Origin of the sequence: Sphingomonas lycopersici, assembly GCF_026130605.1 — a bacterium.
Taxonomy (GTDB): domain Bacteria; phylum Pseudomonadota; class Alphaproteobacteria; order Sphingomonadales; family Sphingomonadaceae; genus Sphingomonas; species Sphingomonas lycopersici.
Genome location: NZ_JANFAU010000017.1, coordinates 1 through 13,999 on the forward strand (window position 1 = coordinate 1; position 13,999 = coordinate 13,999).

At 66.0% G+C, this 13,999-nt stretch carries 12 protein-coding genes and 1 pseudogene; 5 read left to right on the forward strand and 8 right to left on the reverse strand.

What is annotated here, in order from left to right; all coding sequences use genetic code 11:
* Nucleotides 1-689: pseudogene (locus tag NED98_RS21035) on the reverse strand (hypothetical protein); the annotation flags it as partial.
* Nucleotides 690-743: 54 nt separating this feature from the next.
* On the opposite strand from NED98_RS21035, the gene cysD reads away from it, so the two are divergent.
* The 3 genes from cysD to NED98_RS21050 all read left to right on the forward strand — a co-directional run bounded on the left by cysD (nt 744) and on the right by NED98_RS21050 (nt 3,918).
* Nucleotides 744-1,658: a sulfate adenylyltransferase subunit CysD gene (cysD, locus tag NED98_RS21040; RefSeq protein ID WP_265270148.1), complete on the forward strand. Its 915-nt coding sequence runs from the start codon at nt 744-746 to the stop codon at nt 1,656-1,658.
* Nucleotides 1,658-3,571 carry a sulfate adenylyltransferase subunit CysN gene (gene cysN / locus NED98_RS21045; RefSeq protein WP_265314364.1) on the forward strand — a complete coding sequence of 638 codons (1,914 nt, stop codon included), beginning with the start codon at nt 1,658-1,660 and terminating at the stop codon, nt 3,569-3,571. Before cysD ends, cysN begins: the two co-directional genes overlap by 1 nt.
* Nucleotides 3,572-3,657: 86 nt before the next feature.
* Nucleotides 3,658-3,918 carry a hypothetical protein gene (locus tag NED98_RS21050; protein WP_179513250.1) on the forward strand — a complete coding sequence of 87 codons (261 nt, stop codon included), beginning with the start codon at nt 3,658-3,660 and terminating at the stop codon, nt 3,916-3,918.
* Between the two features lie 105 nt (nt 3,919-4,023).
* Here NED98_RS21050 and NED98_RS23315 read toward each other — a convergent pair whose 3' ends face one another.
* From NED98_RS23315 to NED98_RS21065, 3 genes are all read right to left on the reverse strand, one after another.
* Entirely contained in the window at nt 4,024-5,583 is a 1,560-nt protein-coding gene (locus NED98_RS23315; RefSeq protein ID WP_265314366.1) for an O-antigen ligase family protein, read from the reverse strand.
* Between the two features lie 130 nt (nt 5,584-5,713).
* On the reverse strand, nt 5,714-7,267 hold the full coding sequence (locus tag NED98_RS21060; protein ID WP_265270141.1) for a lipopolysaccharide biosynthesis protein: 1,554 nt from the start codon (nt 7,265-7,267) through the stop codon (nt 5,714-5,716).
* A complete protein-coding gene (locus tag NED98_RS21065) occupies nt 7,264-8,358 on the reverse strand; it encodes an acyltransferase family protein (protein ID WP_265270139.1) in 1,095 nt (364 codons plus the stop codon). The genes NED98_RS21060 and NED98_RS21065 overlap by 4 nt, the downstream gene beginning before the upstream one ends.
* Nucleotides 8,359-8,567: 209 nt before the next feature.
* On the opposite strand from NED98_RS21065, the gene NED98_RS23320 reads away from it, so the two are divergent.
* On the forward strand, nt 8,568-9,119 hold the full coding sequence (locus tag NED98_RS23320) for a PEPxxWA-CTERM sorting domain-containing protein (RefSeq protein ID WP_265314367.1): 552 nt from the start codon (nt 8,568-8,570) through the stop codon (nt 9,117-9,119).
* Here NED98_RS23320 and NED98_RS21075 read toward each other — a convergent pair.
* Nucleotides 9,101-10,252, reverse strand: coding sequence for a right-handed parallel beta-helix repeat-containing protein (locus tag NED98_RS21075; RefSeq protein WP_265314369.1), 1,152 nt, complete (start codon nt 10,250-10,252; stop codon nt 9,101-9,103). The two genes, NED98_RS23320 and NED98_RS21075, sit on opposite strands and share 19 nt — an antisense overlap.
* Before the next feature lie 279 nt (nt 10,253-10,531).
* On the opposite strand from NED98_RS21075, the gene NED98_RS21080 reads away from it, so the two are divergent.
* A complete protein-coding gene (locus NED98_RS21080; RefSeq protein WP_265314371.1) occupies nt 10,532-11,674 on the forward strand; it encodes a rhamnosyltransferase WsaF family glycosyltransferase in 1,143 nt (380 codons plus the stop codon).
* Between the two features lie 22 nt (nt 11,675-11,696).
* Here the strand turns inward: NED98_RS21080 and epsI are convergent, their stop codons facing one another.
* Genes epsI through NED98_RS21095 form a run of 3 tightly spaced genes read right to left on the reverse strand, consistent with a single transcriptional unit; the run spans nt 11,697 to nt 13,997 of the window.
* A complete protein-coding gene (gene epsI / locus NED98_RS21085; RefSeq protein WP_265314372.1) occupies nt 11,697-12,398 on the reverse strand; it encodes an exosortase-associated protein EpsI, V-type in 702 nt (233 codons plus the stop codon).
* Entirely contained in the window at nt 12,395-13,300 is a 906-nt protein-coding gene (gene xrtV / locus NED98_RS21090; RefSeq protein WP_265270131.1) for an exosortase V, read from the reverse strand. Before xrtV ends, epsI begins: the two co-directional genes overlap by 4 nt.
* Nucleotides 13,290-13,997 carry a CpsD/CapB family tyrosine-protein kinase gene (locus NED98_RS21095; RefSeq protein WP_265270129.1) on the reverse strand — a complete coding sequence of 236 codons (708 nt, stop codon included), beginning with the start codon at nt 13,995-13,997 and terminating at the stop codon, nt 13,290-13,292. Before NED98_RS21095 ends, xrtV begins: the two co-directional genes overlap by 11 nt.
* Between the last annotated feature and the right edge of the window lie 2 nt (nt 13,998-13,999).

Genomic DNA, 13,999 nt, shown 5'->3' on the forward strand with positions numbered 1-13,999 from the left:
GTCGCCCCGCTCGGCGGCGCGACCGGCGGGGCGATCAGCAGCGCTTCGAGCCGGGGCGCGGCGGAAAGCAGGATCGCGCGCGGCGGCGCATCGGGGGTCGCGGCGCGCGCCGCCAGGGCGCGCTCGGCTTCGGCGTCGCCGATGCGCAGCCGCTGGCCGGGCACCGCCGCGATCGCGCGCGCGGCGACCGGGTCGCAATCGATCACCCGCGCCTCGCTGTCGAACGCGATCCAGCCGGTGCCGCCGCGCGCCAGCGCATCCTCGGCGATCGCGAGCCGCAGCCGCTGGCGCTCGGCCTGCGCCAGCCCGGCGAGCGCGACCGCGAGATGCGGCGCGATCGCGGAGAGCAAGGCGCTGTCCGCCGCGGCGAATTCGCGCGTCTCGCTCGACACCGCGAGCACCGCGCTCGCCCCGCCCGGCTCCGCGACGCGCATGATGCGCAGGTCGCCGGGCGGCGCCTCCTCGAGCTCGGCGGCGGCATAGACGCGATCCGGCCGCAGCCGATCGGGGGCGATCGGGGGCAAGGGCGGCGGCAAGGTCGCCGCGAACGGGCTGATCGCGAGATGCACCGCATCGGCGCGCGCACGCTGGCGCAACCGGGCGAGAAAAATATCCCAATGCGGCTCGTCGCGTACGCCCGCATAGAGCGGCAGGAGCAATTCGGTCTCGTCGATCCGGCTTAATGCCATTTTGCTCCCATATGGGAGGTTTGGCGAAAAGGCGAATCGGTCAGATCGTCACCCATGACGACCGATAAGCAAACCCTCACCCACCTCCAGCGGCTGGAGGCAGAGTCGATCCACATCCTGCGCGAGGTGGTGTCGGAATGCGAAAAGCCGGTGATGCTCTATTCGGTCGGCAAGGACAGCGCGGTGATGCTGCATCTCGCGCGCAAGGCCTTTTATCCCTCGCCGCCGCCCTTCCCGCTGCTCCATGTCGACACGACGTGGAAGTTCAAGGCGATGTACGAGCTGCGCGACCGGATGGCGCGCGAGAGCGGGATGGAATTGCTCGTCTATCACAACCCCGAGGCCGAAGCGCGCGGGATCAACCCGTTCGATCACGGCCCGCTTCACACCGATATGTGGAAGACCGAGGGGCTCAAGCAGGCGCTCGACAAATTTGGCTTCGACGCGGCGTTCGGCGGCGCGCGGCGCGACGAGGAGAAGAGCCGCGCCAAGGAGCGCGTGTTCAGCTTCCGCTCGGCCAACCACCGCTGGGACCCGAAGAACCAGCGCCCCGAATTGTGGAACCTCTACAATGCCCGCAAATCGAAGGGCGAGAGCATCCGCGTCTTCCCGATCTCCAATTGGACCGAGCTCGACATCTGGCAATATATCCAGCTCAACGACATTCCGATCGTCCCGCTCTATTTCGCCGCGCCGCGCCCGACGGTGGAGCGCGACGGCTTGATCCTGATGGTCGATGACGATCGCTTCCCGTTGAAGCCCGGCGAGACCCCGGTCGAGCGCTCGATCCGCTTCCGCACGCTCGGTTGCTACCCGCTGACCGGCGCGGTGGAGAGCGAGGCGACGACGCTGGAAGAGGTGATCCAGGAAATGCTGCTCACCACCACCAGCGAGCGCCAGGGCCGCGCGATCGACAAGGACGCCGGCGACGCCAGCATGGAGAAGAAGAAGCAGGAGGGGTATTTCTGATGACCGCGCCGATTCAGGACAGCGCCTATCAGGTCGATAAGCTGATCGCCGAGGACATCCACGCCTATCTCGATCGGCATCAGCACAAGTCGCTCTTGCGCTTCATCACCTGCGGCAGCGTCGACGACGGCAAGTCGACGCTGATCGGGCGGCTGCTCTACGATTCGAAGATGATCTTCGAGGATCAGCTCGCCGCGCTCGAATCGGATTCGAAGCGGGTGGGTACGCAGGGGCAGGAGATCGACTTCGCCTTGCTGGTCGACGGGCTCGCCGCCGAGCGCGAACAGGGCATCACGATCGACGTCGCCTATCGCTTCTTCGCGACCGAGAAGCGCAAGTTCATCGTCGCCGATACCCCCGGCCACGAACAATATACCCGCAACATGGTGACCGGCGCCTCGACCGCCGATCTCGCGGTGATCCTGATCGACGCGCGCAAGGGCGTGCTGACCCAGACGCGGCGGCACAGCTATCTCGCGCACCTCATCGGCATCCGCCATATCGTGCTGGCGGTGAACAAGATGGATCTGGTCGGTTACGATCAGGCGACCTTCGACGCGATCGTCGCCGATTACCGCGCCTTCGCCGGCGAGATCGGGATCGGCGATTTCGTCGCCATGCCGATCTCCGGCTTCAAGGGCGACAATATCACCGCCCCCAGCGCCAACACGCCCTGGTATCACGGGCCGTCGCTCGTCGCGCATCTCGAGACGGTCGAGCTCGATGCCGAGCGGGATCAGGCCAAGCCATTCCGGCTGCCGGTGCAATGGGTCAACCGCCCCAACCTCGATTTCCGCGGCTTTTCGGGGCTGGTGGCGAGCGGGGCGGTCAGCCCCGGCGATCGCGTCCGCGTGCTCCCCTCGGGCAAGACGACCGAGGTTGCGCGGGTCGTGACGCTCGACGGCGATCTCGATCGGGCGGTCGCCGGCCAGTCGGTGACGCTGACCTTCGCCGACGAGATCGATTGCTCGCGCGGCGACGTGATCGCCGCCGCCGACGCGCCGCCCGAGGTTGCCGACCAGTTCGAGGCGACGATCGTGTGGATGGCGGACGAGGAAATGCTCCCCGGCCGGCCCTATTGGCTCAAGCTCGGCACGCAGACCGTCACCGCCAGCATCCAGCACCCGAAATATCAGGTCAACGTCAACACGATGGAGCATCTGGCGGCGAAGACGCTGGATCTCAACGCGATCGGCGTCGCCAATCTCTCCACCGACCGCGGAATCGTGTTCGAGCCCTATGCGGCCAATCGCGGGCTCGGCGGGTTCATCCTGATCGACAAATTGACCAACGCGACGGTCGCCGCAGGGATGCTGCATTTCTCGCTGCGGCGCGCGCAGAACGTCCATTGGCAGGCGCTCGACGTAACGCGCGAGCGGCGCTCGGGGCTCAAGAACCAGCAGCCGATGGTGTTGTGGTTCACCGGGCTGTCGGGCGCGGGCAAGTCGACGATCGCCAATCTGGTCGAGAAGAAACTGGTGCGGATGAACCGCCACACCTTCCTGCTCGACGGCGACAATGTCCGCCACGGGCTCAACAAGGATCTCGGCTTCACCGACGCCGATCGCGTCGAGAACATCCGCCGCATCGGCGAGGTGGCGAAATTGATGACCGATGCGGGGCTGATCGTGATCACCGCGTTCATCTCGCCGTTCCGCGCCGAGCGGCAGATGGTGCGCGACATGATGGCACCGGGCGAATTCCTCGAGATCTTCATCGACACCCCGCTCGCCGATGCCGAGGCGCGCGACGTGAAGGGGCTCTATGCCAAGGCGCGCAGCGGGCAGCTCAAGAATTTCACCGGGATCGATTCGCCTTATGAACCGCCGCTCGATCCGGATATGCGGATCGACACCACCGGCATGACCCCGGAGGCGGCGGCCGACCTGATCATCGAACGGCTCATCCCATGAGGCTTGCGAAAATTTTACGGCGCGGGGTGCCGACCTTTACAAGTCGTTAAGACGAAGCGTGGCATATTGGAGGCAGGGAGAATTCCATGCCTCAGCCCGCACGACGCCAGGACTATGCGCGAGAGCCGCGCCAGGTTTCGCTGCCCGAACCGCGTTGGATCGCGGGCGACGGCGGCGATTCGCCCGTGCGCGAGCTGCACGGGCGCCTGCTCGAGGCGTTCGGCACCGAAGGGGCGCGCCGCCCGGCGAACGAGAAGCTCTCGCTGACCTTGCGCGTCGCGACGATCGTCGGCGCCTCGATCGCGCTCTGGGCGGTGATCGGCGGCGTGATTTACGCGCTGATTTAACAAAAAAATACGTGGCGAGCCGACCGCGCGGAGCGCGGCGCTCGATCTCTCCGTCATGCGTGGCCGGCGGAGGCGGGACGTATCCCGCGCATTCGGCTCAACGCCTCAGTCGGCGGCCGGTTTATTCTGCTGATCGTAGCGCCAGCACGCCGCCACCAGCGCCCCGAGCATCACGAACACCAGCCCGTGCGAATCCTGCTGGCTCAGCGTCGTCTTCACGATCAGGAAGTTGATCAGCGAGATGATCAGCGGCACCATCATCCCCAATTCCCCTTCGGGGAAGCGGATCGCGCGACGCACGCCGGCCCAGATCGCCGCCGCGATCATCCCGAAGAACAGCACCAGCCCGACGAGGCCGTATTCCAGCCCGACCGTCAGGTAGAAATTGTCGATCGAATCGAGCGCCAGCGTCTCGGGCGCACGGCCCATCCCCCAGCCCCACGGTCGATTGAGAATCTTGGGGATGCCGACGTTGAGCTGCTCCATCCGCATGTCGTTGCTGGATTGCTGCGAGCCGTCGCCCCACACGAGGTGGCGGATCTTGCCGACGAAGAAGGTCGACAGCAAAAAGCCGAATGCCATCACGGGATAACCCACCAGCAGCGCGGTGCCGATCGGGCTTTCGGGGTTGGTCTGGCGGTGGCGCAGGCTCCAGAAGAACAGATAGAGCAGGGCCGCCACGAACATGTTGATCATCCCCATCCGCGAATCGGTCTGGGCGACGACGTAGAACATCAGCGGGAAGGTGGCGGCCGCGATCACGCGGGTGATCGGTCGTTTCGCGACGAGCGCGAAATGCAGCACGAACGGCGCGGCCAGCCCGAGATATTCGGCAAGGCCCAGCGGCGTGGAGAAGGTCGCGACGGTGCGGTATTTGCCGGTCGCGCTCCGTATCGCGCCCGACAGGATGCGCGTCACCGTGTCGTCCTGGATCGAAAGCAGCGGCGGGAGATGGCCGGACCACAGCACCTTCTGCATATGCGCCTCGACCACCGCGAGCGCGCAGACCAGGAGCGTGATCCCCCAGAGCAGCCGGCCGAGCCAAACGAGCCGCCCCGGCTGGCGGAAGGCATAGACCGCGGCAAAGAACGGCGCGAACCAGCTGAACATCGCCACGCTGAACTTGTTCGCCGAATAGCCGACGTCGGTCGACCAGAAGACGGTGAGGAAGGCGAGCGCGCCGAATGCGCCGAGCAGCCACGGCACCACCGGCACCGCGGCGAGCGTCTCGGACAATTCGCGACGGAATTGCGCCGAGATCGACAGGCTGACGAGCAGCACCACGCCGAGCGGGAGCGAAACCAGCCGCAGCAACGTGATCCACGGCAGGCCCGGGAAATCGATCCCGATGTAATTGGGCCAGCACAGCAGCACCGCGACAAATGCGAACAGCAGCTGTGACATCAATTTGGTCGGCGCTCGCCCGACATCGGGGAGCAGCCAGATCACCAGCCCGGCCAGCAGCGCCAGCGGTGCCACCAGGGGTACGAGGAAATAGGTGGTCGTGATGGCAAAGAACATGCCGACGAACCACGAATAGCCGGAAACCAGCAGCAGCAATTTGATGCGATGACGCTGCCAGAAGCCCGGCGAGGTATAGCTCCCCAGGATCGGACGCGCGATCGCTCGTTGCCGTCGTCTGAAGAACCTGCCTCTGATCTTCACCCGTGCTTACTCACATCCCGGCGGGGTGGCGCGGCGCGCCCCTTTTCTGCGCCCTTCGTCACCTTCGATGACGCGACGGTCGTTAAAAGAAAAGGGTTAACAAGACTGGCGCCGATTTGATGCATCGCGCTCATTCCGTCGCCTCGCGGCGCATGCGCAGCCGCCCGCCGACCGTGCGCACCAGCCGGCCCGCGAAATCGAGCACGAACCGCTCGAAGCCAGCGGGTTGCCCCGAGAGACGCCACAAGAGCAGATGCGTTCCGGCATAAGCGCCCCCGCCGAGTACCGACTTGGCGACCAGCCCGAGAAGGTTACGGCTAAAATCGTGGCCCGGCGCGCCGAGCGCAATATCCAGCGCCAGCACGGCGACGATCATCACCGCCGCCGCGACGAAGCTGCGCCAGGCGTTGACGAACGGCGCGATCAGCGAAACGTGGAAATGCCGCGAAACGAGCTGGAGCGTCAGCAGGACATAGAGGAAGCCCGCGATCGTCAGCCCGATCAGCATCCCGGTAAAGCCGCCCAGCATCAGCCCGCCCCACAGCAGCGCCAGCCGCATCGCGAAGGTCAGCAGGTTGCGGAGGAACAGCGTGCGCGTCATCCCCTCGACCATCAGCAGCGCCTGCGCGGATTCGATCAGCCCGCCGAACGCCATCGGCGGCCCGACGAAGCGCAGCACGACGATCGCGTCGGTCCATTTCGGGCCGGCGATCACCATGATCGCCTCATGCGCGACCAGCACCATGCCGACCCCGATTGGCAGCAGCACCCCGACCATCGCGGTCTGCGCGGTGGCATAAGCGCGCAGCCGGCGCGGGAGATCGTCGCTGATCGTCGACAGCGCGGAGAAGATCGCCCGCTGGAGCGCCCAGGCGAGCTGGCTGGTGAGGATCCCCGAAATCTGGATGCCGAGATTATATTGGCCAAGCCGCGCAACACCGAACCGCCCGGCGACGATCAGAGAATCCAGCTTGAAGCTCAGATAGTTGGTCATCGCGGCGGCGGACATCCAGCCGCCGAAGCCGAGGAATAGCCGATAATCGCGCAATTCGAAGCGCGGGCGGAACGGCCGCATGACATGCGTCATGATCGTCATCGTCAGGCTGGCGACGATCGTGCCGCTGACGAGCGCCCAATAGCTGTGGGTCAGCGCGGCGAGCAGCACCATGATCGCCACCGCGACGATGCGCCCGACGATCGTGACCACCGCCTCGCGCGAGAAATCGATGTCGCGGATGTAATCGACCATGCGCGGGCTGCGCCAGCCGTCGATCAGCGGCTGGAGCGCGAGCACCAGCAACACGTTGCGGACGTGATCGTTGCCGGTCATCACCCCCGCCGGCAGCGCGGCGAGCGCGATCCCCGCAGCGGTGATCACCCCGCGCATTACCCCCAGCGTGAAGGCGGTGGCATAGAGATGCTCGTCGCGCCGCGGCGAGCGGACCAGCGCATTGGTGAGCTGAAAGTCGGTCAGCATCTGTGCGAACTCGACCACGATCATCGCCAGCGAGACGATGCCGAAATCGTTCGGCGTCAGCAGCCGCGCGAGCGCAGCGGTGCTGATGATGCCGATCCCGCGCGACATGAGGTTGACGACCATCAGCAACGAAGCGCCGCTGGCCGCGCGGCCGCTGACCTGCGGCGCCGGTGACGGCGCCGCCGAATCGGGAAGCGATGCGGTCATTGCCCGGGCTCGATCGCCGGCGCGACCTGGAGGCCGGGTGCGGGGCGCCGGCGGTTCCTGACCAGCTCGAGCACCGGATGCTCGACGAAATGCCATGACAGCATCGCCAGCGGCAGCGTGGCACAGGCGGTGAGCAGCGCGAGCAAGACGGCCGAATGCGTCGGGAACAACGCATGGACCGCCATCATCGCCGGAAAGGCATAAATGTACATGCCGTAGCTATAATCGGGCCAGCGTGCGGAGCCGGTGCCGGTCAGGAAGCCGGCGCACAAGACGCAATAGCCGGTGACGAGACTGACGAGGTGCGGAATCGGGAAATATTGGACGCTAAGCGCCAGCACGACGACCCCGGCGATCGCGACCGACCATGACAGGCGCAGATAGGGCCAGACGACAAGCGCCGCGGTGCCGAGCGCAAACATCGTCCACAGCCGATCGAAAATCGTCAGATTGTAGACGATCCCGGGGCTGAGATGCTGCCCCGCCCAATGCTGGATCGGCGGCAGATGGAAGAGCAGCGCGAAAATCAGCGACGGCAGCAGGAGCAGCGGGACGATCCGCATCGGCCGCGCCAGCGACAGCAGCGCCGCGAGGAACAGAATGACATAGCAGCGCACCTCCCACGGGATCGTCCATAGCGACCCGTTGATGGTCACCGCCTTGCCCGCAGCGGCGACCCCGGTCAGCGTATATTGGCCCTTGGTCAGCGAAAGATTGCCGACGATGAAGCGCGTGGTATCGCCGCGCAGATATTGGTCGAGCGGCAATCCGGCGATGAAATAGCCCGCCACGGTGACGACGAGCACCGAGACAGCCAGCCCGGGCCACAGCCGCGCGAGCCGCGCGCGCGCGAAATCCCACGGGCTGCCGCGCCGCAACAAGCTGTTGTACACGAGGAAGCCGCTGAGAAAGAAAAAGCCGTCGACCGCGAAGTCGGAGGTCGGCTGCCCGAACAGCATCACCGTCGGGTCGTTCATGTCCGATCCCGTGACGAGCCAGACGCAATGCGACCAGATCACCGCGGAGGCGAGCACCAAGCGGACCAGCGTCAGGTTGTTGGCGGTGGGGACAAGACGGGTTGTAGCGTTCACTCGGGTTCCGGATTGCAGGCGCCGGTCAGGCCGCGCGCGACGATACGCGGTCATTCATTGCCATTCGCGCCGCCGGGGTACAAGCGCCGCTCGCCGGCGGCGCGCGGCATATCGTCCCGGTGGCGCGGTCGAGCGCCCGAAACGGCCGATGGACTGCCCCGCGTTGGTACATTTGATTTTGTGCTGCGCTGCAAAGAAGGCTAATTATCGTGCTATTCCATACCGGCAAGGAGGAAGCGCGCGTGGGCAAGGCGGCGGCAATGGTGCAGGGGGTGCTGATGACGGCGCTGCTCGCATCGCCTGTGCCGGCGCGGGCGGCGGTCGTCTACGTCGATCCGGCCACGATGCAGTGGCAATCGGATCAAACGGTGGAGGATCGCGACCAGGTGGCGGCGCGCGGATCGGTATGGGGCGAAATGGAACAGGCGGCGCGCATCGCCGCCGAGCAGGCGGGAATGGCGGGGCGAACCGCGACCGCACGCACCAACGATGCGGTGTTCGCGCAGGCAATGGCGATCCATCTCAACTTGCCCGAAGGCGCCTCGGTCGAGCGGTTGCTCAATTTCCGGTTGCCCGCGACCGAGATCGGCGGGCCCGCGGCGGCTGCGCAGCCGCGTCAGCGGACGCTGATCGACCTTCTCCTGGGATCCGACGTTCCCGAGCCGGGGACCTGGCTTTACCTGATCCTCGGCTTCGGGCTGGTCGGCGGGATGCTGCGGTGGCGTGGCCCCGCATCCCGCGTTCAGGTTACCGGCGGATAGCTTTTCCCCGGTCGGAACGTCGTCTGCCAGGCATTGACGAGCGAATTGATCTGCGTGAGGCTCGGCGGGGTCTTGTTGATGATGTTGCCGCTGGTCTGATATTTGCCCGTCAGCAGGAAGCTGCCGGCCTGATTGGTCGTCAGCGAGGTTGCGGTATCGCTGTCCAGCTTCACCCAATTGTCCGTCACCGTGTCGCCGCCGACGCGTAGCCACAGGCGATTGTTGGTGATCGTCACATTGGTGGCGCCAGCGCCGAGCGCGATGCCGTGCCAGCCGGTGCCGATCAGCAAATTGTTGATGATCGTCAAACCGTTATAGCCGCGCCCCGATTGCCACAAATTCGCTTCGTCGCGGACGAAGATACCCTGCGACCGCCCCGCGCCCGATGACAGCATGAGATTGTCGGTGACGGTCGAATTATAGGCGGCGTGGTCGGTCGCCAGCGTCAGGCCGGCGGTGAAGAACTGCACGCAGTCGGCGTGATCGCCGGTCGCCGGCTTGAACGGCCCGATCCGGTTGCGCAGGATGAACCCGTTGGTCGTTCCGACGAGCCGTACGCCCTCGCGGATATTGGTGAAATCATTGTCGAGCACATTGACGTTCGTCGTGCGGATGAACGTCATGAAATTGGCCATGTCGCGGAAGGTCGATCCGAGCACCGAAACGTTGCTGCCGCCGCGGATGTTGAGCGAATAGCCGGCGAGCGCCCCGGTGGTGCTGTTGACCCAGCCGATGAAGGTGGTGTTGCGGAACGTCAGCCCCTGCGGCGTATAGGCGTCGATATAGGGGCCGGTGGTCCGTTCGCTCGTCCGCGCGTTGAAACGCGTGCTGTCGAAGGTGACATTCTGCCACTGATCGAGCGTGATCGGGCCGAATTCGCCGCCTTTGATCGTGATATCGTGGACGCCGCGAATCCGCGTGAAGATCACATGGCGCGTGCCGAGATAGATCGTCGTGCCGGGTTTGGCGGCGGTGACCAGCGCTTTCCATTCGGCGGCGCTGACGTCGGCGCCGGTGGAAGCGTTGACCATCGTGGTGGTCGTCGTCGTGGTTGTGCCGACTGCCGCGCCGCCACCGGCGAGCATCGCCGGAAAGAGGCAGCAAAAGGCAAGCGTATTTAAACGGGACCTCATGTTCCGTGCTCCTCATCTAACCCGGTGCATCGCCAATCGCATCATCCGTTTGCGGCCCCGTTAATCTGGTGCGGATAATGCGGTTTTTGCCCGGCTGTGTGTCCGATCAGACACGCTGAGGGTGTCACACGATGAATCACCGGCTAAGAATGAGTGATGGGTATCCTGCGCGAAAGGTTCAAGCGGCACACGCCGAGGTCGCTTCATCGGGTGGTGGCTGCGGCGCGCGGATTGCTGAGCAATCCACCGCAAGAGGAACGGACGCTGCACGGTTATAGCGTGTCACGCGATACGGACGATTCGCCGCGGCTCAATCTGGTCATCCCCAGCATCGCCCCGTCCGCCGCGTTCGGCGGGGTGCTGACCGGGCTGGATCTCTATCTGCGCCTCGTCGCCGCCACGGGCGCGCGCGCGCGGATCATCCTCGACGATTTCGATCTGGCGCCCGACCGTTCGGTGGTCGATGCCGCGAGCCGGCGCGTCGGCGTCGATCCCGCGCGGATCGCGATCGTGCCGCGGCGCGACGACCGGCCGGCGGTGAGCGTCGGCGCGCGCGACATCTTCATCGCCTATAATTGGTGGACGGTGCTCAACATCCGGGAGCTCGTCGCCGCGCAGGCCGCAGCGGCGGGCGGGCGCGCCGCGCCCTATCTCTATATCTGCCAGGATTTCGAGCCGGGCTTCTACCCTTTCTCCTCCACCCATCTCGTCGCGTGGCGCGCGCTGAAGGGGGAGGGGCAATGGTGGGCGATCTACAATAGCAGCGAGCTCGCCGCTTATGTCGGCGCGCTCGGCATCGCGCCGGCCGAACAGTTCGTGATCGAGCCGACGCTCTCCGCCGCCTTGCGCCCCTTCCTTCCCGACGGCGCGGCACCGCGCGAACGGCGGATGCTGGTTTATGGCCGGCCCGGCGTGCCGCGCAACTGCTTCCCCGCGGTGATCGCGGGGCTGCGCGCCTGGGCCGGAAGCTACGCGCATGCGGCGCAATGGGACGTCGTCTCGGCCGGCGCGCCGCACCGCCCGCTCGCGCTGGGCAACGGCATCGAGCTGCGCGCGGCGGGCAAGCTTTCGCTCGAGGATTATGCCGCGATGCTGCGCGGCACCGCGGTCGGGCTATCGCTGATGGCCTCGCCGCATCCCAGTTACCCGCCGCTCGAAATGGCGCATTTCGGGGTGCTGACGGTGACGAGCGATTATGCGTTCAAGTCGCTCGGCGCCGCGCATGACAATATCGTCGCGCTCGACGACATCCGTGCCGATAGCATCGCGGCGGCGCTGGCGGATGCGTGCGAGCGGTTCGAGCGCGATCCGACGATCGGCGCGCGCGGACGGTCGCACCGGCCGGACTATCTGGCGGAAAACCCCTATCCGTTCCTCGAGACGCTCGCGGCGCGGCTCAATGAGGCGTGGCGCGCCGGGTGAGACGTATCGGCGGCGCAGCGCCTCAGGCCAGCCGCTGCGCCAGCGTATCGCCGATCATCGTCGAGCGGCGGTTGGCGCGGGTGCCCATGATCATGTCGCGCATGAATTCGCTGAGCGTGTCGAACCCGGGCGCATCGCCGGTGCGGATCATCGAGGCGCGCATCAGCACGCCGTCGGCGATAAAGCCGTTCCACGCGGTGGTGAAGCGCGCCCAGCGCTGGTCGCTATAGGTTTGCGGCAGCATCTCGCCGAGCCGCGTCCAGTAGAGGATGTCCTCGACCCGCGATCCCATCTCCGCGGTCAGCAGCACCGCCGGCACGGTCACGCCATTGGGCAGCGGCAGTTGATAGAGCTTGCTGTAGGTGATCGCGAAACCGGTCGCCGGATAGCATTTCTCCGGGCGATGGAGCTGGAGCACGTCGCTCTGCGCGCGGCCGTAAGCGGCGAGCAGCATCACGTCCTGCGCCTCGTCGCCGCTCATCCGGCGATAGGATCGCGCGACGCGCTCGCTGTAGAGCTTCGCCGCCAGGCTGTCCTTGAGGTCGGGCAGGACGATGTCGCCGCCGCCGCCCGCCTTCCAGCCGGCGAATTGCAGCGGGATGACGTTGGTGAGCTTCTCGTTCTCGGGCAGCAACAGCGTCAGCTTGCGCGGGCGCATCCATTCGCCCACGCCGAGCGCGGCGGCGCAGCCGCCGGCGAACAGGAACTCGCGGCGCTCGATCATGCCGTCGCCTCCGATTTGACGTGCCAGCGCGCCAGCACCGCCTGCATCATCCGATCGATCAGGAAGATGCTGGCGACCGCGAAGGCGAACAGCACCATCCCGGTGGTGACGTGCATGAAGCCCTGCGCCACCGCGTCGCCGTAATAATAAGTCAGCAGGATCAGCGCGATCACCCGCAGGATGTTCACGAACACCGCGACCGGGATGATCAGCGCGACCAGCACCAAGGCATAGCGCCACGACGCGCGGTGCATCAGATAGATGTAGAACAGGCTGATCGCGGTGAGCCCGGTGATCGAGTTCATCCCCGCGCAGGCATCCTCGACCAGCAGCTGATATTGCGCGATCGTCAAGGACACGCCCGAGCGCTCGATCGGAAAGCCCATCGGCTGGAGGATCGCCACCGAGATATAGGAGACGAACTCGCGCAGCGGCGAGGTGAGGGTATCCAGCACCCAGCCCGGCGGCGGAATGATGAAGGCGAGATAGAATAAGGCGAAGAGGTTGCGCCGCACCTCGCTGATGCCGGCGAGCTGCACCATCCCGATGATGAAGATGAGATACAGCGCTGACACCTCGATAAAGAGGAAATCGAACGCCCGGCCAAAGGCATAGACCGGCAGCGCTGCCGCCAGCGGCAGCCAGGTCCACCACGGCTGGCGGCCGGCGTGGATCAGGTCGATCTTATTGTAGCTGAGCAGCCACAGCCCCGTCGCGAGCACGATCGGGCCGTGCGCGCCGGCCTCGGTCGACCAGGTCTGGCGGCCGAGCGTGATCAGCGACGGGATCGCGACGATCAGCAATCCGACGAGCAGCGGCCAATGCATGCGCAACGCCCGGCGGAGCATCGAGCCGCCGCTGCCGCCGCCCGACGCGGCCGTGCTCTGCGCGTCAGCGTACATTCAAATAGGTTCCGATCACTTGCGCCTTGTCCGACGTCAGTTCGTCGATCAGTGTGCGCACGTCGCGAACATAGCTCTGGTTGCGGCAGGCGACCGCCATCGCATAGCGCGTGACCGCGGCGATGCGGCGCACGTCGGCGTAATTGTTCGCCGGCGGGGTGTCGATCAGCACGATGTCGTAATCGCGGATGCAGCTTTCGATCAGCGATTTGAACGCCGCGCTGCTCAGCAGCTCCGATGCGTCCTCGCGCGGCTCGCCGGCGAACAGCAAGGCGAGATTGGGCAGAACCGCTTCATGCACCGCATCGAAGAACGCGATGTCGGGATTGGTCAGGCAATCGGACAGCCCGGGGCGCGGGTTGCTCGGGGCGAAATATTCCTCCAGCCCCGGCGCGCGCATGTTGCCGTCGATCAGCAGCGTGCTGGCGCCGGTCTGCGACAGCGCCACCGCCAGATTGGCGGCGACGAAGCTGCACCCCGCGCCCGCCGACGGGCCGGTCATCGCCAGCGATCGCCGCCCCTCGCGCAGATGCTTGGCGACGACATGCGCGCGCAGCACCCGGATCGATTCGGCCTGGCCACCGGTCGGATCGGTGAGCATGACCAGCGACGGGGCGAGCGTGAAATGCGCGTCGGTCAGGTCCGTCACGCCTTCGCCGCCCGGGGCGGTGCGCTCGACTGAAGAAAGCATCGTCATGA